Origin of the sequence: Pleionea sp. CnH1-48 (assembly GCF_024124665.1) — a bacterium.
Classification (GTDB): domain Bacteria; phylum Pseudomonadota; class Gammaproteobacteria; order Enterobacterales; family Kangiellaceae; genus JAMXSB01.
Map to the genome: position 1 here is coordinate 124,918 of NZ_JAMXSB010000007.1, position 26,197 is coordinate 151,114.

A 26,197-nucleotide genomic window follows, 5' to 3' on the forward strand; every position below is an offset into this window, starting at 1 on the left:
AAGTCAGGCGTCTTTGAGCCAACACTTTAACATTACTTCTGTGAAATGACACAATCTCCATAGTGAAAATGACTAATTAGTAAAAAACATAGAGCAGTAGTTAGATTCTATCATACCGACATATTATTGAAATTGAGGTAAATGCAGAAAATGTAACAAAAAATAAAGCAAGATTTCGATATATAAATAAATCACTCCTCATTAAGATCAATTTTTAATTTCCCAATAACGTAAATGACTAAGTTTGATCATTGCAACTAAAACTTGATTTTCGAAAGGAACAACTATGCATAGACTTCTTATTTTAAGCATAAAAATCTTATTTATAATTACTTTATCAGCTATACCGATTAAGAGATCTTTAGCTAAAGATTTCAGCATAGCCAAAAGAGTGACGATCAACTCGAAAATTCTAGATGAAAAAAGGTCCATCATTATTTCTTTACCTGAAGAATATGGAAATTCTGATGTTGATTACCCTGTACTTTACCTTCTGGATGGAGGAGCGAACTTAAAACATGTAGTTGGTAGTGCAGAGCTTTTAACCAACACAGGTTCTATCCCGCCAATGATTATAGTAGGTGTTGAAAGCGCTAACAGAACAAAAGACATGACTATATCAAGAGACGAAACTCAATCACCGGAAAGTGGAGAGGCTAAGTCTTTTATGAAGTTTATAGAAGAAGAGCTCTTTCCGTATATCGACAATAAATATCGAACGCACAGTTACCGAGTTCTTGAAGGGCACTCTTTTGGAGGGCTTTTTTCTGCTTATGCTATGATAAAAAAGCCTTCATTATTTAATGCATATATAATTATTAGTCCAGCACTTTGGTGGAATCAAAGAGAAATTTTTTCACATGTTCAGTCATATGCTAGAAGCTCCAGTTCATTGGAACATAATTTATATTTCGCTATCGGAGAACAAGACGGAATGGGAATGCGAAAAGAGCTAGAGTCTTTTGTAAAACTTTTACAAGAATCAAACCTTGCCAATAACCGTCTGAAGTATGAAGAATTTAAAGGCGAAGGACATATGTCTGCGACATTACTGTCAAACTACTATGGGCTGAAGTTCATTTTTTCAGATATTCAGTACCCCAGAAGTAAATGGGATAATTTCAGTTCAGATGAATTTCGCAAGCATGAATTGGACATCAAAAATAAGTATGGGAAAGTAGTAAAACAGTCGGGAGAAACTTATGCAGACTTAGGCTTTCACTTATTAGAAAACAAAAATTATGATGGTGCTACAACTGTGTTTCAAAGCTATGTCAAACACTATAGCGAACACGCACAGGGCTTTTCTTGGTTAGCCAATGCTTTAGAAATGTCAGGAAAAACTAGAGAAGCAATCGAGGCCTATAAAAAGGCATATGATATTGCACATAAAAGCAAAGTTGGTGATGGCAACGCTCAAGATTACCTTAAAAAAATCAGCTTATTAGAGAATCCCATTGTAGTAGATGACAGCCAACTTCAGTCATATGTTGGAATCTACAAATCGCCACAATTTTCATTTCAAATTATTAAAGAAGAAAGTCGACTTAAGGGAAAAATGGATGGTAGGCCTGATTTTTACTTATACCCAGAGTCATCGTCATTATTCTATTTGAAGGTTGCAGAGGCAAAGTTTGAGTTTGTTACGAACTCAGAAGGTAAGACCGAGGCGATAAACTTCTACGCAAACGGTAAAGTATTTGAAGTCAATAAAGTAGATTAACATGAATCTTTATGAAAATTATTTTTTGGTGGGGGGGGACACTCTTTTTTTATTACACTCTATCTTATTTATTTAACCCTTCTAGTTTGGTTATTGGGTTATTCCTTCGATAGTATATAACTCCAATAAAGTGTGATTTGCTTCACTTAAATCTCTCTTTATATGTCGCAAATCTCACTTTATATGTCGTTCATAAATTTACCAACAGTAGGCTACCATTGTAATGATGATCCCGTCTGATATTCCGTCACTCGCGTCTCGAAGAAATTTTTCTCTTTACGCATATTGGCTTGTTCATCTAGCCAGGGCAGCGTACTCTCGGCACCTTCAAAGGGCAGCTCAAACTTCAGCTGCTGCGCACGACGATTCGCAAGAAAACGAAATTGCTCTATATGATCGTTTGCGGAATAACCCAAAATAGGATCTTTCAAAATGTAATTTGCGTATCCCTGCTCCGCAGCCTCAGCTTGCTCCCACATTTCTTTTAATGCTTTTGGATCAAGTTTCACATTCTCTTCTTTCATTATTTGGCGAACCACGCGCAAGCCAAATGCACAGTGCATCACTTCATCGCGCATAATGTACTGCAACTGCTCTCCAGTCCCTTTCATTAACCCTCTTCGCTGGAGGGCAAAGATAGGACTGAATCCGTTATAGAACCAGCAGCCTTCAAAAATAGCCGAAAAGAAAATGTAAGACATAACAAACAGTTCCAGATCGTCACGGTTTCTGAGGTCGATATCTGAGCTCATCACCGCATTGAGACGTTCGTTGGCTATTTTAATTTTTCCATAAATAGCAGGAACGACACGGTAACGATTATAGATTTCACTTTGATCCAAACCAATGGTTTCGATGCAGTGTTGATAAGTCCAGGTATGCAGAGCTTCTTCATAAACCTGACGAGCCTGATAGATTTGCAATTCAGGAGCACTCATTTTTTCCATCACTGCCAGACCAATATTTCTCATGGCGAGAATATCGGACGTGGTCAGGTAAGCCAGCACGTTTTCATAAACGTGGCGCTCTTCAATAGTCAGTTTATGATTATAATCATGGACATCTTGCGACATATTAATATCGAGTGGTGTCCAGTGGTTTTTATTAGCGTTTAAGAAAAACTCCCAGGCCCATGGATATTTAAAAGGTGCTAGCTGGTTAACATCCGTTAGGCCATTAATGACTCGCTTATCTTCTGGACGTACTGGAGGCAAGTTCTCCAGCGACAACTCGTCTTCTGGCTGAGGTTGCTTAATTTTTTCTTCTTCCAAACATTCAGCGACTGAAGCGACTGGTGGAATGGCAACGGCTAATGGATCATCCCAATTAGGATTCATAATACTTTCTCCTGTTCTTATTGTTATTGGCAAGCTTCACATTCGGGATCGAGAATCGAACAAAACTTGGGAGCTTCATTTTCGGTGGCTGCAAATGCTTCTGTTTCTTTCTCTTCAGCATGATTGCTTTGGATGGAGATTTTCTCCTGCTGTGTTGCCCCTAATGAACGCAAGTAGTAAGTGGTTTTTAAGCCACGAGACCACGCTGTTTTATACAGATTATCGAGCTTTTTCCCTGAAGGCTCTGCCATATACAAATTCAAACTTTGTGCCTGGTCGATCCATTTTTGACGACGAGCACCGGCCTCAACCAACCAACGAGGATCAATCTCAAAAGCCGTTGCAAAGAGTTGCTTTACATCCTCTGGAATTCTTTCGATATTAGCGACCGAACCATCATAATACTTAAGATCATTAACCATGACAGAATCCCATAAGTTAAGCTCTTTTAACTTGGTTACAAGCCAAGGATTAATTACCAGAAACTCACCAGAAAGGTTCGATTTTACAAACAGATTTTGATACGTCGGTTCAATAGACTGTGATACACCAACAATGTTAGAGATAGTCGCCGTCGGCGCAATCGCGAGTACATTAGAATTACGCATACCATGTTGACTGATCAGATCACGAACGGGCTGCCAGTCTAGCTGTCGGGTAGTATCCAAAGTACTGTATTCCGTACCACGATGACGAACCATGTTTTCTAATGAGTCGATAGGCAAGATACCTTGATCCCACAGTGATCCCTGATAGGTTTCGTAAGTACCTCGCTCTTTTGCTAATAAAGCCGATGCCGTTAACGCATAGTAGCTGATCAACTCCATGGATTTATCGGCAAAGTGCACAGCTTCGGTGCTGGCATAAGGTAGCCCCAGTTTATATAAAGTGTCCTGGAAACCCATCATTCCCATACCAATGGGGCGATGTTGGAGGTTAGAGTTTTTAGCCTGTGGCACAGGATAAAAATTGATGTCGATAACATTGTCCAACATACGAACAGCAGTTTTGATGGTTTCTGCCAAATGCTCCCGATCGATTTCACCGTCTTTGATATGGTTAACCAGATTAACCGATCCCAGGTTACACACTGCGATTTCATCGTTGCTGGTATTTAATGTAATTTCGGTACATAAATTAGAAGAATGCACCACGCCTCGATGTTGTTGCGGTGAACGTAAATTACAAGGATCTTTAAATGTGATCCAAGGATGGCCTGTTTCAAATAACATGGACAACATTTTGCGCCAAAGAGCTGCTGCACTCACTGTTTTGAATAGCTTAATTTTGCCGTCTTCTGCCAGCGCTTCGTAATGTTCATAACGTTGCTCAAACTCAACGCCATAAAGATCGTGCAGATCGGGAACATCGCTCGGCGTGAATAACGTCCAGTCTTTATCTTCGAATACCCGCTTCATAAACAAGTCAGGAATCCAATTGGCCGTGTTCATATCGTGAGTACGGCGTCGATCGTCTCCGGTGTTTTTACGCAACTCCAAAAACTCTTCGATATCTAGATGCCAACATTCAAGATAAGCACAGACTGCACCTTTGCGTTTACCGCCTTGATTAACTGCAACAGCGGTATCGTTAACGACTTTAAGAAAAGGCACCACACCTTGAGACTGTCCATTTGTACCTTTGATATGAGAGCCCAGTGCACGCACAGGTGTCCAGTCGTTACCCAGACCACCAGCCCATTTAGATAACAGAGCATTATCTCCTAGAGAGCCATAAATACCCGCCAAATCATCAGGCACAGTGGTTAAATAACAAGAAGATAATTGTGAACGTTGGGTTCCTGAATTAAACAGTGTTGGTGTCGAGCTCATATAGTCAAACGATGACAGCAAACGATAAAACTCGATAGCGCGTTGCTCAGGTTTGTCTTCATTCAGTGCCAGCCCCATGGCAACACGCATAAAGAATACCTGCGGTAATTCCAGGCGACGATTATCGGAGTGAATAAAATAGCGGTCATACAGAGTCTGTAAGCCCAGGTAAGTAAACTGGTAATCTCGTTCTGCATCTAACGCCTGACCTAGCTTTTCAAGGTCAAACTTGAGTAACTCTTCTGACATCAATTCAAGTTCAACACCACGTTGAATCGCTGATACAAATGCAGACGGATACAAGGACTTCATCTGCTCACAAGATACGTCCTCTGCCAACTCCAAAAAGCTCAACACTTCGGTTCGTAAGCTGTCTAACAATACTCTTGCACAGACGCCCGAATAAGCAGGATCTTCTTCGATCAATGGACGCACCGCCATAATAAGCGCTGTGTTCACTTCTTTTTTGGGAATACCGTTGTACAGATTATTTAGCGCATCTTTTAATATCTTATCTTGATCGGCCATGGCCAAATCAGCACAAGACTCTGCGACCAACTGCTTAAGCTTGCCCACATTCAGTGGCGCCTGGGTCCCGTCATCTAAGGTAACGGCAATACCAGAATCCTCTTGAACTACAGGAGTCGGTTCGTTTTGCTGCCTTAATTTATTATGTTCTTCTCGATACAAAACATAAGCACGGGCAACTTTCTGCAATCCATTTCGCATTAATCCCAGTTCAACCTGGTCCTGGATATCCTCAATATGCAAGGTGCCGCCTTCTGGAAACAAGCGCTGAAATCGAGAAGATACATCACGGGTAATATCGGTGACTAAAGTTCTGACTCGAGATGATCCCGATGCTTGCTGTCCTTCAACAGCTAAAATTGCTTTGGTGATGGCGACTTCGATCTTGTGATCATCGTAGCTGACCGCTTTACCATTGCGTTTGATAACTCGTAATGATGGCTCATCAGAAGGGGTAGGCTCATAGACCGAGCTTTGCATAATGTGTTCCTTTAACCGCGTTGAACTGATTACCTTCTCGACGGATTTCAAAACACATCAAAATGCATACAACACAGATAAAAATCTGCGGTATGAAAAAGAGAGAATGTGTCATTTAACCTCATGTCGCGAAGGCGTTGACTGTTGCCTTTGGCAGGTTTTCGGACTTAAAAGCTCGCGACTCCTAATGGAGTCAGCACCTTGAACGACGGCTTCCCACTTAATACCAAGCAGTGCCTGTAGCTATCTACTCATCGTTCTCGTTCTTTAATACCGCTGCGCGTCAGTACTGGATTCTCACCAGATTCCCTCTAGCACCTTGATTACTGAATGTACAATTATTCAGCATATCTAGTGTGCGCACCAAAGTGGCTATACTATATATGGTGAGACTATCCCAGATCAAGCAGGACTTTGGCAGTGCTCAAAATTAATTTTTGTCAAGCAGAATTGCTTGATCATTATCGATAGAGCAGCAAGAATAGCCTCTTCTATCTGCACTGGAACCCTATCAATTTATGCGCAAAGGTCACTTCCCGGACGATGCCGATGCCCAGATCAGCTGGTCTACCCTCAAAGATCTCTGGCCCTATCTCACCGAATTTAAAACTCGCGTTTTCTTTGCTGTCATCTGCCTGTTAGCGGCCAAATTAGCCAGTGTCGGGCTACCCTATCTGTTGAAGTTTATTGTCGATGATTTGGATACGATAAACACTTTATCAACAGCCGCAGCCATTCCCCTTGGCTTACTGCTGGCCTATGGTATTGCGCGATTTTCCAGTGTGATATTTGGTGAAATACGCGATGCCTTGTTTGGCCGAGTCACCGAACGCGCCATGCGTCGCCTGGGCCTCAGAGTATTTCAACATTTGCACGCCCTTGATCTCGACTTTCATCTGTCACGTCAAACAGGCGGACTGTCTCGAGATATAGAACGCGGCACCTCCGGTATCAGCTTCTTATTGCGCTTTATGGTGTTTAATATTGTTCCTACCTTGCTCGAAGTGCTTTTGATCAGCGCCATCTTCTTCGTTGCATTCAATATCTGGTTTATGTTGATCGTTTTGATTGCCGTCACCCTGTATGTCGCCTTCTCGGTAAAAGCCACAGAATGGCGAACGGGGTATGTACGCGAAGCCAATGAAGCAGACTCCAAAAGCAATACTCAAGCCATCGATAGTTTACTGAACTACGAAACCGTTAAGTATTTTAACAATGAATCCTTTGAAGCCTCTCGCTACGATAAAGAGCTAAAAGTCTGGGAGCAGGCACGACGAAAAAACCGATTATCCTTGTTTGTCCTCAATGGTGGACAGGCACTGATTATCGCACTGGCCTTAACTTCGATGATGGTGCTAGCCTCCAACGAAGTATTAAAAGGAAATCTGACCATTGGTGATTTCGTAATGGTTAATGCCTATATGATGCAGTTATTCTTGCCGCTTAATTTTTTAGGATTCGTTTATCGAGAGATAAAAGGCTCCATGGCAAACATTGAGCGCATGTTTAACTTGTTAAAAAAACATCCCAAGATTGTTGATCGTGACGACGCCAAACCTTTGCAAGTGCATCAAGGCATCATTGAATTTCAGGATGTAGAATTTGGTTATGATGAAAAACGAAATATATTAAAAGGGATCAGCTTTAAAGTTGAGCCAGGGCAAAAGCTTGCAGTGGTAGGTAGCAGTGGTGCAGGCAAATCAACCCTCGTCAAGTTGCTGTTTCGATTTTATGATATTCAGGCGGGTAATATCTTCATCGATGGACAAGCGATTAACGGAGTAACACAATCTTCCTTACGCCAAGCCATTGGCATAGTACCGCAAGATACAGTGCTCTTTAATACCAGCATCTGGAACAACATAAAGTATGGCAATCAGGATGCATCTGATGACGATATTCGCGAAGCAATACGGCTGGCACACTTAGAAGATTTTATTCAGGCTCTTCCAGAAGGAGGAGAAACCATTGTTGGCGAGCGTGGTCTAAAACTGTCAGGAGGCGAAAAACAAAGAGTTGCTATTGCCAGAACCATTCTTAAAAGACCACCTATATTACTGTTCGATGAAGCCACCTCTTCTCTCGACAGCAAATCTGAACAGTATATTATGCAGGCAATTAATGAAGTATCCAAAGGCCATACCAGCCTGGTGATAGCACACCGCCTCTCAACCGTCGTGGATGCTGATCAGATTGTCGTATTGCATGAAGGCGAGGTAGCCGAACAAGGAACCCACGGAGAGTTGCTAGAAAAGGCCGGACTCTATGCGCGACTCTGGGAATTACAACAACAGGATAACGGATAGGCAGTTACTGTCGACCAAAGAGCACCAAGCACTGATGACTAATCAACTTATTATTACTGACTTAGAGAAATGGTTCGGCAGTCGGCGCGTATTTGCGCAACTGAATTTAACCTTGTCTAATGGCACTTATCTTCTGCATGGACATAATGGCTGTGGTAAGTCGACACTATTGTCGATTATCGCGGGCTCTCTTGATGAATACACGGGCTCGGTGCAATTGAATCAGATCGAGCTAAGAGCAAAGCATAAGTCGTTTGTTGATCTGGTTAGCTACTGCCCCGATAGCCTTGAGTTTTTTCCACAAGTTCAGGTGCGTGAGTTTATGGCCTTTGTCAGCCGCCACCGACGCTTGCGTCAAGACACCAGTATTCAAGCCATTGCAGATGACTTTCATTTTGACTGCAATACAAAAAAAACACTGGGTGAGCTTTCGTTAGGTAATGCCAAAAAAGCCATGCTCGTTGCAGCTTTGGCATTGGACTGTCAACTATGGTTGTTTGACGAGCCGCTCAATGGACTCGATGTAGAAGGTAAGCAAGCCTTTGTGGAACACCTACAAAAACTTTCTGAAAAAATATTAATCATTGCCTCACACCGCAGTGCCGACTATCAACAGGTCAACCCAACGACTATGGCTTTTAGCAGCCTAATGGAACAATAAATAGTTTATGGAGTTATTAAGAATACAACTGATTCGGGATGTGCAACAAGTTCTGAAAGCTCAAATGAACTTACTGATTTATCTTCTGCTGCCGTTGCCCGTTATGATCATGATCATTCCTGGTCTTATGGCTAATATGGCCGATACTAACGTGATATTTGAACAACGCATTGCCCTGTTCCTTATCACGCTCTACGGTTTGTTCTGGCTAGTGGATTTGTCTTTTAAACATTTGCATACTCAACAGAACTATCAATTCCTTCGCTCTCATGGCTTTAATAAGCATTCAATTCATTGGTCGCTTATTTCGCTTGCCAGCATTATTGTTTCGCCTATTTACTTTTTTATTCTACTTGCAGGTATCGGTGTTGTCTTTAATGATGAAAAAGAGCTGAGTTTACTGCTTTATACCTGTTACTTACTTTCAAGCCTGCTCATTATTCCAGTCATTGTTTATACCAAACCCAAAGCCTGGCCAGCCATATTTTTATTATCTGCTGGTTATTCTTTTTTATCGACAAACATAGCCTGGTCCATTGGGTTGTCCGCAACAGCGCTAGCTATCATTCTGTTGCAGAAGCTAGAACAACAGTCAGCTAGCTTTTCTTTGCAGTCCAGTCGACTTTTGCTCGTTAAGCCTTTTTTGCGCCACTATATTCAGCTAGTGACTCTGTCTTTAACGGCCTTAATATTGGCTAGCCTGATAGAAACTTCCGTTGATATTCAACAAGGCATTGAGCTGTTACTGCTAACGGTTTTACTCAATATACATACCTCCCGATTGCGTTATGTTTGCCTGTCAAACCAAAGCCTTGGGCATTACTTTGATCATATTTGCCTCTATCGAGACAGTATCTTAAAAGTAAACCTTTCTATTTTTGTTTCACTGTGGATGATGACTTTGATACTTTTTTTATTATTGTCGTCACAAAGCTGGGTGCTTAAAATTTGCGTCTTAACGAATGGATTAATCAGCTATGGAATCATGGTGCAACTGAATAGAAAACTGAGCGATAACGTTTATGTGATTTCAACCACCTGGGCTTTATTGGCAACTTTCTTAAGTTATAAATTGTTTATGTGATTTTATACCTGTGGCCTTTCAAGGTGCAGCGGTGTCGGCTGTACCTTGAAATACTTTGGGTAGATACAAAAAAGGCAGCTATTAAAGCTGCCTTTATTATCTTGCGAAGAGCTTATTTGCTACGCGAAATCTCTTTGCGCTTCTTGCCCATTAATGTCCAGTCATTCACTTCGGTTTGCAATGCTGCCAAACGCGTCTGATCCATTAACTTAACCTGTCGGATTTGGTAAGGAGGCAATAGACCGGTTCTTGCCAATCGCTGTTTATCAATAACGATGGGTAAGCTCACCTGTCCTGGCTCAAACCAGCTAGCGGAGTGTGCCAATACGGCTGGAACCATTTTGCCACTGCTATCGCGACCATATACCCAGGCACGCACTTCATAGCGGCCAGATTTGGCAATGCTTAATTGAGCATTAGCTTTGCCGTTCATCGCTTGGATACCATCAAGCTTGGCTGTCTGCTCATTAAGATCAATAGCAACCTCAGCCACTCGCTCTAATCCGTTGGCGGCTTTCATGGTTACAGCCAGCGTCCATAGCTCACCAGGAGCAGACTGAACATTGACATTTATTGGCCATTGCGTGGTTAGTTTTTGCTGTTGCATTTTGGCAGGCACATCCCAACGGCGTCCATCAGGAGCACGCAATTCAACGGCGTAATCACTGATCTCAGATGTTTTCGACAACAAAGCATTCAAGTTGATGGATTCGCCTTGTTTAAAGTGGCTTCGAGACACTTCAGCATTCAATGTCACCTGGCTGTTCTTATCAAACACATGCACCATGTATTGAGCATTGTCGGCTACTTTTTGGTGAGTTTTTAGTGAGAAAGCACCTCGGCCCATATCCGCACTCAGCTTAAACGCAGCCGTGTTTTTAAATAGCTCTGGATAGGCATCGTTCATCTGCTGGCTGTCAGCTTTTAGCGACATGGTGGCAGATTTTGCATTAACAGCACCGACTTTACTGATCACATCAAAGTCTGAAGGCTCAAGCGCTGGCGCCATTTGCTGAGACTTTTGAACGCCATCAGAAGAAGCCACAGGCGTTACTCGAACAATGGCTTCTGAACCATCAGCCCAAAGTTCTACACCCTTACTTAACTGTGCGCCAGAAACTCTTTTGTAGTAACTCTTGCTGGAAGTTTTTTGATTGCTTTCACCAAAAACGAGTTTCTCATCCGGTTGCAATATCTGAGTAAAGTTAACCGTCTCGCGTTCAAGTTTTAGGCTGGTGTTGTCTGTCGTCGGCTGAGCTGATGCTGCCATCACAGGGGCAGACATCTTTGTCGCTTTCGTTGCTTTGTCTTGGTCACCTTTCGCCAACACAGGTGTCGTTAGGGCGACAGCAACAGTCATAGAAATAATGGTTGGTATAAATTTCATTGGCTGGCTCCCTTAAAGATCATTTCTTAATAAAACATCGTAACCAAAACACTTGCGACGGCTTTGATTGTGACTAAGAGGCTCGCGACCATGAGTTTTGTCTTTGTCATAAAACCATAGTGAACCCGCACCGTTTTGTGAGGAACAATTTAGGAAGCCATCAGAACAGTTATCCAGCCAGTTCTGGGTGATTTCCAAACCGACATTTAAGGTGTAACCACCACAATAACTATCAGAATCCCAGATAGCCGACTCAACATCGGTACCAACAACATTCCAGAAGCCTTTAGGTAAGCTAGGACGACCAGACGTCCCTAACAACCAGTTAGCGTTATAATTCGCCATCCAGGCAACTTGCTGTTGACGAACCGCATCAGATTTGTAACCTAATATCCATCCTACCGAGCGCTCAAAAACATTGCCCTGCATTGACGCATCTGCCAGTGGTGTACCCAGACTTGAAGCCGCTAAGGCATTAACCCAGCGAATGCTGTTGATGATAGCGGGGTAACGACTGTCAAAGGTTGGATTCGACATAATCCAACGCATAACGTTGCCGCCGTTAGAATGAGTAATCACAACCAGATCATCGATATTTTTTGATGTGATAAAATTATGTAGCTGGCCCGCCAGACACCCCGCTGCAGCAGAATCCCACATGTATTGATCGAAATCACAGTTAACAACCAGCAAATTAGAGGAATTGCCTAATCCCTGACGCACGGACTCAATGATTCCTGATTGCCAATAATCGTTATAGGCGTTGGTCTGTTTTCCGGTACCATGAACGAAGGCAACCCCAGTATTAGCTGCTGCCACGATTAAAGAGGAGCTGGCCAGTAAAGCCAGTACAAACAAGCGTAGTCTTCTCATAAATCACCCTTATATTGATCTACAAGCGACTCACACGAAAAAGGAGTTTCAGTCTTAACACAAAATAAACACATGAACGGCCAAATTCCTGTAAGGCTCTTGATTTTTTATACCTAAAATTTCACGACTTCAGTTCATCTCTAGAAACATAATTCGTGAGAGACAAAGTTTTTGAATTCGCAGGAATAATTAGCACAGGGTCTCATTATTTCAGTATTGTTAAAATTTCCAGACAAGTGGCCGAAAGCCAAATTCAAACACGCGAGACACTCTGGTTAGACCTCTTATCTCATCAAATATATTTAATTAACAACAACTTATCACAAGAGCAAAAATCAAACATTCAAACAACATGAGACCTTTTGCACCATACTGGTACGACCAGAATATCCTTTTGCATCGCACAAAGCCATAACTTACCTAAGGTTTAAAACATCTGTTTAGGTTTACAATAAGCTATACATAAAATCTCAAGAGAGAAGAACTGTGTCATTGTGGAAAAAAGAAACAAACTTAGCCCATGTGAATGCACGCCAGCAGAAAACTCTGGGCAGCCATCTGGATATGAAAGTAGAAGCCATCGAAGACGATTTCTTGCAGGTATCGATGCCAGTTGATGAAACCACACACCAACCAATGGGTATCCTGCACGGTGGCGCATCGGTAGCGTTAGCCGAAACGGCGGGAAGTATTGCGGCTAATCTCGCCGTAGACAATGATCACTACTGCGTTGGCATGGAAATCAATGCCAATCATGTAAAGCCAGTGACAAAGGGACGTGTCACCGCCACGGCAAAACCCTTGCACATCGGCAGAAGTACTCAAGTCTGGGACATACGCATTCAAAACGAACAGCAGCAACTTACCTGCGTATCCAGGATCACCATGTCTGTACAAAAGAAACCATCATGACTCCCTCCCATTAAGGGAGTCATTCTGTGTTAAATCAAGATATGTTAAACCGAGAAAGGATATTGAATGGGCTCATGGTGTTGATAACCATGAACTTCAAAGTCATCCATAGTGACCCAGGTTTCCAGATCTTCTAAGGATTTGATATCAGGATTGATGGACAAAGTAGGAGAAGGGAAAGGATCGCGCTTAAGCTGCACATCACGCATTAACTCGAGCTGATCTTCATAAATATGCGCGTTCACAATCTTGTGATAAGCGATGCCTGGTTTTTTGCCAGTGATCTGCGCCATCAACGCCAGAAAAGTAAACACCTGGATTTGGTTAAAGTTCAATCCCAGAGGAACATCACAAGAGCGCTGAAAACTGGTGAGGTATAAGGTATCGCCCAGCAATGAAAAATTGTGCGTGTGCATACAGGGACGCAAACATCCCATGTGGAACTCGCCGGGATTGTAGAACGAAATAATCTCTCCGCGGTCATCGGTTCCACGAGTTAAATTCTCGACTACCTTTTTTAGCTGGTCCACAGTGCCACCATCAGGCTTCGACCAGGCGCGTCCCTGTATTCCGTAAACGCGGCCCATATCGTCTTCTCCACGACGATGAGGATTGTTCAACCAGGCTTCATTTAAATTAGCATTGGCATCCCAGGTTTTGGTGCCAAGCTTTCTAAAATCCGCGGCACTGTCGTAGCCGCGAATATAGCCAATAAACTCAGCGATAGCGGCTTTCCAATAGCTTTTACGGGTGGTGATCAGAGGAAACTCATTGCGGTCTACACGATACTCAAGATCGGCATTAATCAAAGTCAGGCAGCGTTTTCCTGTTCTTTCGTTTTCGACCCAGACACCGTCATCAACAATGCGTTGGCATAAAGCTAAATACTGTTTCATTATTCTTTTACCTAGTTTTTCTGTAGCTGCTTTAAGCAGCCGTCAGATTCAATGCGTTTAAGATTGTTTCGCAGACTTCTTCTTTTTGTTAGAAGAGGATTTTTTTGTCTTTTCTTCTGCAACATCAAATACGGGGTTACGATAAGCCATAACCATCAACATGATGCCAACTACAATCATCGGCAACGACAGCACCTGCCCCATACTTAAAAATTCAGCCATTTCTCTTAAGTGTTCATCCGGTTCACGGAAGTACTCAACGATAAAACGGAAGCTTCCATAACCAATTAAGAACAAACCAGATACCGCCATGCGTGGTCGTGTTTTTGAACTGAACCAGAACAACAGAGCAAATAAGGCGACGCCTTCTAATAAGAACTGATAAATTTGTGAGGGGTGGCGCAACAGGGCTTCGGGGTCACACACTTTGTTGTACCAGGGAGCGTTGACTGGATCACAACGAAAACGCATTGCCCAGGGCAAACTTTCATCCACTACCGGGCGGCCATAAAGTTCACCGTTTATAAAATTACCTAATCGACCCAGTCCTAATCCGATGGGCACGAGTGGCGCAATAAAGTCGCCAATCAAAAAGAAAGGTTTGTTGGTTCGACGACCAAAAATGTAAAAAGCCACCAATACGCCTAACAATCCACCATGGAACGACATGCCGCCTTCCCAGATTTTTAGCAAGTAAAGAGGGTTGTTTAAAAACATATCAAACTGATAGAAGAGTACATAACCAAAGCGGCCGCCTAACACGATGCCAGCAAAACCGTAAAAGATAAAATCAGAGACTTCATCTTCTGTCCACATACTGCCTGGCTGACGCGCACGGCGAACACCTAACCACCAGGCACCCAGCAAACCAAATAAATAGGTAAGAGCATACCAGCGTATTGCAATAGGCCCCCAGATAGGGAGTAGTACCGGATCTATATGAGGAAAATCCATCCGTTCAGCAACCTCTATTGTTGTTCGTTTCTAACCTGTATCCCATCAAATGTTATGCACAACTCGTTGCGTCACGAGAGCAATAATTATCATAGGTTGTGTGAGTTAAATACTTTGATAAATGATTCGGGCTCCCACCACTGCCAAAAAGACGGCGAAGACGCGCTTTAATTGTTTTGCTGGCAGATAATGCGCCAATCGAGCACCCAGTGGAGCCGTTAAACTGGATGCGACAATAATACCCGAAAAGGCCGGTACATAGATATAGCCCAACGACCATTGCGGCAAATTCTCATTCCAACCTACCACCATGTAACTTAACGCTCCGGCCAGAGCAATGGGCAAGCCACAGGCCGCAGCAGTACCGACGCAATGGGTTATTTTTTCACCAAGATAATTGAGGTAAGGTACCACTAATGAGCCACCGCCAATACCGACCAACCCGGATAAACAGCCAAAGCCAGTAGCCACCAAGGAGGTTTGCCACTTTGATGGCTGACCATGACCTTTGGCACTTTGTTTATCGCGCCAGATCTGGATACTCATAGCTATACCACCCAAACCAAACAGAATCGCCAGCACCCGACTGGGAAGTTGATCGGCAATCACTCCCGCCAAGGCCGCTCCAACGACAATGCCGGGAGTCAGTTGGCGCACCCAATGCCAGGCCACAGAGCCGCGACGATGGTGAGCCGTTAACGAAGAAATAGAGGTAATACAGATGGTCGCTAAAGAAGTGCCAACAGCTACATGCATAACCATTTCGGCAGGCACACCTGATTGTGGCAGCATGAATAAAAGAACAGGCACAATAATGAATCCACCGCCTATTCCAAGCAATCCGGCTGAGATTCCGGCGACAGCGCCAGCAATCAAGTATAGAATCCACTCAAACAAACTATTTCTCTCTATATTGTTATGTGTTTAATCAGCCTGGCTATCGAGCAACACCCGCAGTACCCTTTCATACTGGTCGCCAATCGCGATGAGTTTTTTCAGCGTCCTACTGCTCCACTGCATTTTTGGGAAGATAATCCCGACATTCTTGCAGGGCGCGATATGGAAGCCGGCGGTACCTGGCTGGGGATTCACCGTAGTGGTCGCTGGGCGGCAGTGACTAACTATCGCGATCCCACCCAACCGATAGGCGAACTCTCCCGTGGCGCTCTGGTCGTCGACTATCTGACCAGTCATCAAAGTGCCAACGAATGGTGCCACACTTTACGTGATCGAGCGGCAAAATACAGCGGTTTTAATTTAATCGTCGGACATTTTTTAACGAAAGAAATTTGTTATTTTTCGAACCGCGAAAACCAGATAAGAGAAATTCCGACAGGGATGATGACATTTAGCAATGGCCAGTTAGAAGACCAATGGCCCAAGATGCGTCGCTTGCAGGAGACATTTAAACAACAACTGACTCTAGACAACCTCTCTGATACCAAAACGCTCATATCGCTGCTCCACAACACCGCACATGCAGAACAACATGAGTTGCCTCAAACAGGTATTCCACTGGATTTGGAACAGCAACTTTCCAGTTTGTTTATCAAGCCTTTTAAAACCCCAAAAAACATCATGTATGGGACACGTTCTTCTGCTATGGTTGCATTAAATCGAAATGGTCAGGTGTCCTTTATCGAACAGACTTTTGACGAAAACGGACAACTTGCTTTAGAAACTCATCACGCTTTGGAGGTTTAATGTCTACTGATAAGCCTTTTTCACAAGCCTGCGAAAACAACAAGCAGCCGATTTTAGACGTCATCAAGAACTACTTTGGCAACACACCAGATGTGTTGGAAGTTGGCAGTGGTACTGGCCAACACGCCGTATTTTTTGCCCAGCACCTGCCTCATCTTTTTTGGCAGACCAGTGATCAGGCAGAAAACCACAGTGGTATTAAGCAATGGCTGGCCGACTACCCTGGCGATAACATCGGTGCGCCTCTGACTCTTGATGTAACAGCGCACTGGCCTATAGAAAGCGCCAGCTCGGTATTTAGCGCCAATACAGCTCATATCATGTCGTGGGAAATGGTATTAGAGTTCTTCGCTGGTGTTGGTAATATACTCAAATCCGGAGGCTACTTTTGCCTATATGGTCCGTTCAATTTCGACGGCCAGTTTACCAGCGAAAGTAACCAGCGGTTTGATGACTATTTAAAATCACAAAACCCAGCCATGGGTATTCGAGACTTTGAAGCTTTGCAAGAGTTGGCAGGGAAAGCTGGCTTACATTTTGTTAAAAAGCACTCAATGCCTGCGAATAACTTTATTTTGGTTTGGCAAAAGCCATAGAGTCAGGTACGATTTTTGCTGTAGTCTGATAATTAACAAATCTTAGTAATAATACCTTACAACCAGCTTACTACTGTGGTGTTATTAGTAAAAAATTGGTGAGATTAAACATTTTCAATGGATGCATCACAAGAACAAAAAAGCACATTGTTTAAAGAGCTTGTGCGCCGACGCATATTTTACATTTTGGGTCTTTACCTAGGCGCGCTGGTTGCCGCTCTTGAATTCACCGAAATAGCCATCCAGCGCTACAAGATCCCTGATTACTCGCTGGATCTGGTGTTAATGGGTATGCTCACCATGATCCCTGCGCTATTGCTTTTTGCCTGGGGACATGGCGCACCTGGTCGCGACAAGTGGAATCGCTCCGAGAAAATCGGTATTCCTGCCAATGTATTAATCACCTTTACCATCATGGTCTCGCTTATCCCAGCCGATAAAGACGCTAAGACCAATCAGCAAAATACCGTCACTATTGCCGCGACTGACGAATCTGGTAGTCAGGTATTCCGTGAAGTTCCGAAGCAAGAGTTGATTCAACGCCTGCATATTTTGTTTTTTGATCCCAAAGATCTATCAGCTGACAATGAATGGCTAAGTTATGGCTTACCTTATCTGTTAAGCAGCTTCCTGCAACAAGACAGCTTTATCAACACAGGTAATTTTTATAATGGCTATACCTCCGATAGCTTTTGGCAAGTTCAACGAGCAGGCTTTCAAGATGGCTTAAACTTACCCACTTCTTTGGTTCGCGCACTTGCTCGAGACAACAACACAGACTTCTATACTCAAGCATCCATTGGCGAAACCGATGCCGGCTTTAAGCTAACCATGCGTGTATTTGATGCCAAAACGGGTAAACAAAATACAACCTTTGAAATAGAAAACAGTGACATCTTCTTGTTGCTAGAAGAAGCAGCCAGCCAAATCAAAAACAGCATCAATACCTCGAGTATGCAGGGACAAACCATCAATGAGATCCCCATCAGAGATCTGGCAACAGATAATATTGAAGCCTTAAAGCTATATATCAATGCCAAAAACGCCGTGCTGCTCAACAATGATTACGAACAAGGCGCTGAGTTAATGAAGCAGGCCATTGATCTTGATCCCAGTTTTGCCATAGCCATGTTGAATTACGCCCGACTGATATCACGCCAGGGTAAAATGCAAGAAGCCGAAGGTTATTTGCAACAGGCACTACGCTACAGCTACAAGTTACCAGAGCAGATTCGATTTAATGCTAAAGCCAACAGTTATGCTTATCGTCGCGAAATCGACAAGGCTCACGCGGTCTACAAAATGTGGATAGAGCTTTATCCTAATGACACTTCCCCGAAAAACATGCTGGCTAATAGCTACCTGTGGAACGGCAATAAAATAGCAGAAGCCATAGAGCTATTTGAGCAATCACTAAAAGTAAACTCCACTCAAGATGGCTTAATCAGTCGATTAGCTTCGCTGTATACCGTTACCGGAGAGCTCGATAAAGCCAAGTCCTATTATCGAGAATACGCCAAGCGTCAGCCAACTTCTTACACTCCATTTGTTGATCTCGGCGATATTGAAAGACGAGAAGGTAACCTTAAAGAAGCACGAAGTAATTATCAGCGCGCCAGTGTTATTAGAACTGATATGGTCACTCCCGTCTTAAGACTGGCAGAACTTAATCTACGTGAAGGCAAACTGGCTGAAGCTCAAGTGCGTTTCGATGAAGCTTTGACTATTTCTCAGGCACCTAATCAACAGAGTGCCATCTATATGCAGCTGATGTCTTATTACTACACACTTGGTCAGCCGAAAAAAGCTTTTGAATATCTGGTCGCACTGCAAGACTCCATGCGCCAACATAAAGATCCCATTAACGTAATGTTCGAAACTCAGATCACTTTAATGCATCTGTATGTACAAGCCGGACAAGCAGAGAGAGCATACAAAGAGCTAAACGAGCTTAAAGATCAAATTCAACCACCTTTCGATAAGATGATTAGCTTTGGCTTTTTGTACTATCACCTTGCTCAACTAGAAGCTAAAGAAGCAGAAGAACACCTGCTTATCGTCGATAAAGCTGTACAAGAGGTCAAGATGGATCACTTATTCTACATCATGGAAATGAGCCGCGGCTTATTGGAAATGGTAAAGAAAGACTACAAGAAAGCGATTGGCCACTTTGAGAAATCCGTTGAGTTGTATTATGAGTCTGTAAGCAGCACCAACAACGAAAACACCATGCCGCTAATTTACTCATCACTCGTTGAAGCCAAGCATAAGTCTGGGCAACTGGATGAAGCGCTAGAAGTCGCAGAAATTTTCTTGAAGCAATGGCCCATGAATCCAAATATGAACTTGGAAGTTGCAGAAACCTACTTCAAAGACGGCGATAAAGAAAAGGCACGGCTAGCATTGAATAAAGCATTAGCCATGTGGAAAGATGCCGATCCTGAGTACTATGATTACCAGCGCGCATTGGAATTAGAAGATAAACTGAAGGCTCCTTGATTATCTGCTCTATTGAAAGTGTAAGCTAAAGTGGAGTCTTATATTTCTAGGGGCTTGAATATATTGAATAGGCGAAGTGCCACGAGCATTAGAATGGTAATAGGTTTCATCAAATAAGTTTTCAATGTAGATTCCGTAAGAGAAATCCTGTCCTCTTTTGAGGAAGTTATTCGAAGAAAGAATATTTAGATTGAGTGTTGTCCACGAAGGTACTTCGTAGATAGTTCTATCTAGCCCATCGAGAGTATTGGCTTCAGTATAGGTACTTGACCAATGATCCATAAACATTCCAACTCGCCAGTTAGTGTTTAAATAATAGTGAATACCTAGCTTTACTTTATTAGTTGGAACATCTAATGCTTCAGTGGCTCCATTAATGTTAACCTCATCAGGCATAGCATGCCTGAAACCTACCTGCCCTCCCCAGTTTTGTCCCTGCCACTTTAATAAGCTTTCAAACCCTTTTACTCGATGCTGTCCCGAAACTTGAGTCAGCCAAATTTGTGCGACATTATCAAAAACTTTCTGGTAAAAGTTCTTAGCTTCCATATCATATAGAGTACTGATATTAGCAAGTTTCAAGTCATTCCATATCCATTGTCTGCTGTAATTTATTTCAAACATATCCATTGTTTGTGAATCAATCTCATCATTTTCTACACCTTCAAACTCAAATATTGTGGGTGGGCGAAAGGCTTTTCCGTAGGTAAACTTCCAGGCCGATGTTTCATCTGGCTGATACACAACACTCAGTCTTGGAAGCCATTTTGAGTCAGTAAAATCTTGCTGATTATAACGAATGCCAAAAGTCGTAGTGAGTGATGCATCCTTGCTGAGTTGATGTTTTTCAACATACTGAGCATAGATAGCATGCTTATAAGACTTCTCTTTATCACTGGGCCACTCTGGAGGGGTAAAAGGAACCACTCCTGAGGGCGTATCAACATAACGAGTTTTTCTTCCGATTTGAGTACGCCATCCGTCATACCCCAAAATCCAGCTTAAATTTTCCTGGTTATATTCAAACTGAGTTCGAAAACGATATCGAGTGGATGGTTTAATCGTCTCCTGTTCGTTGAAAAGGTCGAGTTCATCATAGCTATTCGCAGTATCCGCGTTTCTCGCATTTAACCGATCTTTTTCTTTGTATTCCCGAAAGTAGCTGATTTCAGAAAAGCCATTCCACTCTTCACTTATCTCAAAAGAACTGCCCAGATAATAATGTCCATAACCACGCCGAGAATCATCTCCACTGATAAAATCATAATTAGGACGTTCAATACCACTGACATTCTCTGCACGAGTAATGTTAGTGCCGAGATAGCTAGATTTATAGTTTACCTGGCTATCCAACGTAAAATTTCTTTCTTTATTTCGAAAGAGATCAGGATCATGTGAGCGCAAATTGTTAATGATTGAGTTTCGACTGTAGTTTTCATCATCAACGACAAACTCTCTAATCTCAGAATAATCTTGGTCGCTGACAAAGTGACTTCCGCTGATAGAGAAACCCCAATCTCCTTTTGTGTGATTCGATAAAACATGAATATGCTGAGTATTGGCTTCCCCCACCAATCCACTTATCTCACTTTCGGAAAAATCATTCTGCAAACGAGTGACAACATTTATTACACCTTGAGATGCATTGCCGCCATACAAAGTTGAGTTTGGCCCCTGCAAAACCTCAATTCTCTCAATTCGACTAGCAGGAAAGTTATTCATAATAAATGCTTCATTCGCTAATAAATTCTGAACTTCTCTCCCATCGATAAGTAGCAAGGTACCCGCCATATTGCCTGTGAACCCTCGTTGCCCGCCAGGCAGCCAACTCCACTGGTAAAACAAATCCATATTAGGCACTGATGCGAGAATTTCTTTGAGGTCACGCCATCCATAATTTAAAATATCGTCTCTCGTTATAAGATAGACAGTACCGGAAGAACTTAACCAAGATTCGGATTTTCTAGCTGCAATAGAGACTTTTATCTGCATAAGTTGTTCCAACGACATGTCGAAAAGCTCTTTCGCAGAGTAAGCTGGTGCAATACTTTTCAATACTAAAAGAAAAAATATCGTAATTAGATATCGTCTTTTCATTGGAGCAGCTATCAAGAATTATTATCCAATGATTATAGACAGAATCAGTATGCTTTCCAACGATACAAATAGTTAGTGAATTAATACCAATAGGTTAATCTTGAATGGCTATTTTCTTTGATATGGTGTTTCCTATTTTGTCAGAGTAATAGAATATCTGTTATAAGTTTTGGACATTGCTAACTATTAAAGAGTATTTAAAGCAGTGCTCATCATTATTTTATCCAGGCTTTTAAGTGCTTCTCTTTAATCATGCCACTTTTGGCAAGCATGTTGCCATCTTCGTCAACAAAATAACTTCTTGGCAGTTCTCCAGACCAATCAGGATCAAGCAGATATTTAAGTTTCTTTCCTTTACCTGGCGTAAAGAAGAAGTTGGTTGTCGAAGAAAGCTTCAACTGTTCGATTATCTGTTTTCCTTCATCAATCAACACCGAGGCGTCATTGGTATTGAGCAATACAACTTGGCCTAACATATTCGATTTAAGCTTCGAAAGCATATCCAGTTCGTCAAGACAAGGCTCACAATCTTGTGACCAAAGCAATAGCACCCAGCGCTTGTCTTTATTGGATGCTTTAAGCTCAAAAAGAGTATTTTTATCGAATACTTCAGCCATTGAGGTAGTGCAAAAAGCAAAGAGTAAAATCGCGATAAATTTGTTCATAATGCAATTAGCCGATAACCAGCGCCTTTTTTATGCCAAGAGACAAACGTTCTTTTGTTATCCGAAATCAAAAAGGGACGATCAGCTTCGTCACTTGATGAATCAAGAATTTCTGGCGACTTAAAAGATTTTCCAGAATCTACCGATGCTCTTCTCATTAAATCCCAGTACTCCCCATTAAACGTTAACCACACGATGTCAACTCTGTTGTTTGATGCCAGTACATGAGGATGATGGTTTTGTTTATCAGAGATGCTGAAGTCAAATATGTCACTGCTCTTAAAATTCTCTGCGCTTTGACTTCTATAGAAAACGCCCTTTCTATTATTACCCTGTGTGTACCAAACCATGTGGCGCTTGCCATCGTTATCAATCGATAGCCCAGGCCCCTGATGGGGACAACCATTAATTTTCCAGTTATCATCACTAACCCGTTGTAACTTGTTGTCCACTTCACTTAACAACGCATGGTCTCGAATGTTATCACCAAAAATATGACGCCACATGACCACCAGGTTTTCATCTGAGTCCGTAGTTAACGCGATGCGACAGCAAACACAGGTATTATCAGCCAGCTTCTGGTTACTAAACTGCTTACCTTCCGGCTTCCATTGACCTTTATAGAGTGCAGAGCCAAGATAGGGCTGATTTTTCTTCTTTGCCCAAAAAGCTTCTCTTTTATCCAGCCATATCAGCGACACATGATTATTCTGTAGCTGCATCTCGTTAAAACTATGACCAATTTCTAATTGGTCATTATTAACAGTAATAGGATCAATAAAGGTTTTACCTTTATCATAAGAAGCGCTAAATCGTACATCGCCAGTAAATCGCTTTTTTCCTGGACGAGCCCATGACAGATAAATATTATCTTTATCTACAATGATTTTAGGTCGGTTTTCACCACGAGAAGAAATAGGCTCATTAATCTTTTCGATAACCTTTGGCTTCGAGTAGCTTTTTCCGTAGTCTGTTGATGTTTGCAACACCAGGCTCTGGTTTTGACTCCACAATAACCAGAGCGTTGAGTTTTCATCAAATGTAGCAGTAACTGTGCTAGCACATTTGATATCAATGTCTTTGCAATCAACTTTCTTCTTATTAACAGAGTGAGCATTGCTGCTCACTGTTATAAGGGCCAATAGTAATATTGATAATATTCTCATAATATTTCCTAGTGCCATTGATACTCTAAACCAACATAGATCTGCCTTGGCGTTCCAGGCTGTAATCGAGTACGACCATATCGTATTTCAGCTTGTTGCTCATATTGTTTGTCAAAGGCGTTAACAAGATTAATTTTAAAGTGCCATTGCTGCCCAATGGCTTTTCTCAGCTTTAAATGATGCACTTGGTAGCCTTGATATTCTTCACTGTTGATATCATCCATCCAATAGTCATCAATCATTTGGAGTTCCCATTGCATCGATAAATCGTCACTCCAGTCAGGCTCGTAGCTCACTCGAATATTAGTTATGGAATCTGGAGCAAGAGGCAAGCTATTACCGGATACATTGACAGCACGACTGTTTCCGGAACCATCAACTCTGCCTTCATCCAAAATATAATCATCAAACTGATGTTTAGAGCGACTATGAGCAAGTACAAACTTTGTTGATGATGTTACTTGCCAACGTAGTCCTAACTCAAAACCTTTGTGAATGACTCGGCCCGCATTACGCTGATAAGATTGTCCAAAGTCATCGTAAGCACGAACAATGGCATCATCAACATCCATATAATAAGCCGCAACATCAAAAGAAATATCATCGCGTTCAAGCTTGTATCCCATTTCAAGTGACTGAGAAGTTTCTTCATTTACCTGATCAATAAAGTTGCTAGTATCTGCAGATTTAAGATGGTAAAGCTCACCCGCCGTTGGCATACGAAAACCATCGGCATAGCGCCAGTAAACTATACTGCTATCATCTACCGTATAAAGAAGACTTGCTTTGGGAGAAAAGTGCGATAGCTTATTTTTTCTGTCAGCTAGTCGGCGATTACCGAAGCCATCATTATCTAAAGGCGCCAGATGATTATCGAAGTCATATTGAATATCATCGTATCGTCCACCTATAGAATAACGCCAATGATCCGATAAATTTGAGTCCAATTGAATATAAGGTGATATCCCTACAAACCGCGTCGAATCATCATAGAAAATATGGCCTGCAGGATAGGTTGCACCACCCCACCCTGTCGTAGTGATCGTAATTGGCTGATAGGATTTCATATCGCCTTCGCTGACTTCGATATCAGTCCCCATTGTTAGGTCACTGTCCTTAGAAAGCATCCAGCTTGATTGCAATAACAAGCCAAAGGTATCCACTTCAGATTCAACTTTCGGTAAGTTGTTTCTCCAGGTCGCTGTATAGTTATTGGATCTATGTCTTACATAGAGAATGATTGAGTAAGAGAAATCACCCTGGGTGCGATCATATTGTGTACTTAATCGAACGTACTGGCTAGTACGTTCAGGGTCCGTTGCCAGTACATCTGAGCTAAGACCAGACTGATAAGGATCGATAGCTATTTGTTCAGCACTTAAGCTGGCCGCCATTTCTTGGCGCAAGTCAGACAGTGTGATCAAGGTTGTCCAGTGACTTTCTGATGATGAGGAATACTCATGACGAAACGTCATACCCGCTCGCTCTGATGCAGTATGCTCTCGCCATCCCTCATTACGCAGATAGGATAAAGAAGTTCTTACACCTTGTTTATCAGAGCCCGTCCCATAATTGGCAGAAATTTTTCGATAGCTGTTTTCACCAAGGCTGACAGCCATGGCAGCTTCAGGGCTATCAGGAACAGGACGAGAAAGCACATTTACCACACCCGCTACCGCACCCGAACCATATATCGCAGTGCCATTACCCTTTTGCACCTCCAGGCGATTCGCACTCGAGTTAAAGCTGCTCCACCACAATGCATTGTGATTAAAGAATGCTGATGACTGAATAGGGATGCTATCTTGCAGAAATAAGTAGTAGCCCTGGTAATTAATAGGCATCCTAATGGCAGTATTGTGCCCTTGAGACCCTTGTAACTGATTGAGTAGTACACCTGAAATACCATTCAATGACTCAGCTATATGTTGTTGTGAGTCTTTTTTTAATTGTTCAAAATCAATCGCTTCAACAGATAGAGCTTGTTCAAGATCCAAAGCTTCTTTACGGCTACCTGTAACAGTAACGTATCCATCCTCTTTACTTTCGGTTAGTTGTTCTACGTCGGCTATAACCAATGAAGAAAAGCTCATCAGAGCCAGAGACAATTTATACATAAGGGATATTATTGTGATTCTTATTAGAGGCTGGCTATCTTATACCAGAGATATCGCAAACGTTAGAGATGCGACAATTTGTCGCACCTCTCTTGTTTTAACTTTAATGAATAAGTAGTCACTGCTTTGAGCTAACTTTCATTTTCTGGATCAATACCCTAATAGCAGTAATGATAGGACGATATACTTATAAGAATCATTTTATTAATTCGAATAAATATTAGCTCTCTGGTAGGAGTTCTCGTTGTGTGAACATTCTTTAAATATCGCTTTTTATCTATGGATTAATAGCAACATTGCACTAATCTTTTTCGCGAGTATGTGATGCTTGCATTGAGTTAAATAATAATTCTTTTAAAAAAATTCATCCAACTGAAACA

19 protein-coding genes and 1 riboswitch are annotated in these 26,197 nt (G+C 42.3%); of the genes, 8 read left to right on the forward strand and 11 right to left on the reverse strand.

Features of this window, described 5'->3' with window-relative positions; all coding sequences use genetic code 11:
• The first annotated feature begins 286 nt into the window (after positions 1-286).
• Positions 287-1,723, forward strand: a complete 1,437-nt coding sequence (locus tag NH399_RS12545) for an alpha/beta hydrolase-fold protein (RefSeq protein ID WP_253040576.1) — start codon at positions 287-289, stop codon at positions 1,721-1,723.
• 212 nt (positions 1,724-1,935) lie between these two features.
• Here NH399_RS12545 and NH399_RS12550 read toward each other — a convergent pair whose 3' ends face one another.
• Positions 1,936-3,060: a ribonucleotide-diphosphate reductase subunit beta gene (locus tag NH399_RS12550; protein WP_253040577.1), complete on the reverse strand. Its 1,125-nt coding sequence runs from the start codon at positions 3,058-3,060 to the stop codon at positions 1,936-1,938.
• A gap of 23 nt (positions 3,061-3,083) precedes the next feature.
• A complete protein-coding gene (locus NH399_RS12555) occupies positions 3,084-5,900 on the reverse strand; it encodes a ribonucleoside-diphosphate reductase subunit alpha (protein WP_253040578.1) in 2,817 nt (938 codons plus the stop codon).
• Positions 5,901-6,034: 134 nt separating this feature from the next.
• Positions 6,035-6,283: riboswitch (cobalamin riboswitch) on the reverse strand.
• Between the two features lie 135 nt (positions 6,284-6,418).
• Between NH399_RS12555 and NH399_RS12560 the strand changes: the two genes are divergently transcribed.
• The 3 genes from NH399_RS12560 to NH399_RS12570 are packed head-to-tail and all read left to right on the forward strand — an operon-like array spanning position 6,419 to position 9,951.
• Positions 6,419-8,206: an ABC transporter ATP-binding protein/permease gene (locus NH399_RS12560; protein ID WP_253040579.1), complete on the forward strand. Its 1,788-nt coding sequence runs from the start codon at positions 6,419-6,421 to the stop codon at positions 8,204-8,206.
• A 34-nt stretch (positions 8,207-8,240) separates the two neighbouring features.
• Positions 8,241-8,867, forward strand: coding sequence for an ABC transporter ATP-binding protein (locus NH399_RS12565; RefSeq protein WP_253040580.1), 627 nt, complete (start codon positions 8,241-8,243; stop codon positions 8,865-8,867).
• A gap of 7 nt (positions 8,868-8,874) precedes the next feature.
• Positions 8,875-9,951, forward strand: coding sequence for a hypothetical protein (locus tag NH399_RS12570; RefSeq protein WP_253040581.1), 1,077 nt, complete (start codon positions 8,875-8,877; stop codon positions 9,949-9,951).
• A gap of 112 nt (positions 9,952-10,063) precedes the next feature.
• Here NH399_RS12570 and NH399_RS12575 read toward each other — a convergent pair whose 3' ends face one another.
• Positions 10,064-11,338 (reverse strand): DUF4785 domain-containing protein, encoded by a 1,275-nt coding sequence (locus tag NH399_RS12575; RefSeq protein ID WP_253040582.1) that lies wholly within the window; start codon positions 11,336-11,338, stop codon positions 10,064-10,066.
• A gap of 12 nt (positions 11,339-11,350) precedes the next feature.
• Positions 11,351-12,211 (reverse strand): hypothetical protein, encoded by an 861-nt coding sequence (locus tag NH399_RS12580; protein ID WP_253040583.1) that lies wholly within the window; start codon positions 12,209-12,211, stop codon positions 11,351-11,353.
• 486 nt (positions 12,212-12,697) lie between these two features.
• Between NH399_RS12580 and NH399_RS12585 the strand changes: the two genes are divergently transcribed.
• A complete protein-coding gene (locus NH399_RS12585) occupies positions 12,698-13,123 on the forward strand; it encodes a hotdog fold thioesterase (protein ID WP_253040584.1) in 426 nt (141 codons plus the stop codon).
• Between the two features lie 44 nt (positions 13,124-13,167).
• Here the strand turns inward: NH399_RS12585 and NH399_RS12590 are convergent, their stop codons facing one another.
• The 3 genes from NH399_RS12590 to NH399_RS12600 form a co-directional block, all read right to left on the reverse strand.
• Entirely contained in the window at positions 13,168-14,019 is an 852-nt protein-coding gene (locus NH399_RS12590; protein ID WP_253040585.1) for a thymidylate synthase, read from the reverse strand.
• A 57-nt stretch (positions 14,020-14,076) separates the two neighbouring features.
• Positions 14,077-14,973, reverse strand: a complete 897-nt coding sequence (lgt, locus tag NH399_RS12595; RefSeq protein WP_253040586.1) for a prolipoprotein diacylglyceryl transferase — start codon at positions 14,971-14,973, stop codon at positions 14,077-14,079.
• A gap of 105 nt (positions 14,974-15,078) precedes the next feature.
• Entirely contained in the window at positions 15,079-15,870 is a 792-nt protein-coding gene (locus tag NH399_RS12600; protein ID WP_253040587.1) for a sulfite exporter TauE/SafE family protein, read from the reverse strand.
• A gap of 21 nt (positions 15,871-15,891) precedes the next feature.
• Between NH399_RS12600 and NH399_RS12605 the strand changes: the two genes are divergently transcribed.
• From NH399_RS12605 to NH399_RS12615, 3 genes are all read left to right on the forward strand, one after another.
• Entirely contained in the window at positions 15,892-16,677 is a 786-nt protein-coding gene (locus NH399_RS12605; RefSeq protein WP_253040588.1) for an NRDE family protein, read from the forward strand.
• On the forward strand, positions 16,677-17,273 hold the full coding sequence (locus NH399_RS12610; RefSeq protein ID WP_253040589.1) for a DUF938 domain-containing protein: 597 nt from the start codon (positions 16,677-16,679) through the stop codon (positions 17,271-17,273). Before NH399_RS12605 ends, NH399_RS12610 begins: the two co-directional genes overlap by 1 nt.
• Positions 17,274-17,390: 117 nt before the next feature.
• Positions 17,391-19,772 carry a tetratricopeptide repeat protein gene (locus tag NH399_RS12615; protein WP_253040590.1) on the forward strand — a complete coding sequence of 794 codons (2,382 nt, stop codon included), beginning with the start codon at positions 17,391-17,393 and terminating at the stop codon, positions 19,770-19,772.
• 9 nt (positions 19,773-19,781) lie between these two features.
• Here the strand turns inward: NH399_RS12615 and NH399_RS12620 are convergent, their stop codons facing one another.
• The 4 genes from NH399_RS12620 to NH399_RS12635 form a co-directional block, all read right to left on the reverse strand.
• Positions 19,782-21,782 carry a TonB-dependent siderophore receptor gene (locus NH399_RS12620; protein WP_253040591.1) on the reverse strand — a complete coding sequence of 667 codons (2,001 nt, stop codon included), beginning with the start codon at positions 21,780-21,782 and terminating at the stop codon, positions 19,782-19,784.
• Positions 21,783-22,084: 302 nt separating this feature from the next.
• A complete protein-coding gene (locus tag NH399_RS12625; RefSeq protein ID WP_253040592.1) occupies positions 22,085-22,534 on the reverse strand; it encodes a hypothetical protein in 450 nt (149 codons plus the stop codon).
• Complete coding sequence (locus tag NH399_RS12630) at positions 22,531-23,700, reverse strand: sialidase family protein (RefSeq protein WP_253040593.1); 1,170 nt, start codon at positions 23,698-23,700, stop codon at positions 22,531-22,533. Before NH399_RS12630 ends, NH399_RS12625 begins: the two co-directional genes overlap by 4 nt.
• Positions 23,701-23,708: 8 nt before the next feature.
• Positions 23,709-25,817 carry a TonB-dependent receptor gene (locus NH399_RS12635; protein ID WP_253040594.1) on the reverse strand — a complete coding sequence of 703 codons (2,109 nt, stop codon included), beginning with the start codon at positions 25,815-25,817 and terminating at the stop codon, positions 23,709-23,711.
• Positions 25,818-26,197: the final 380 nt, after the last annotated feature.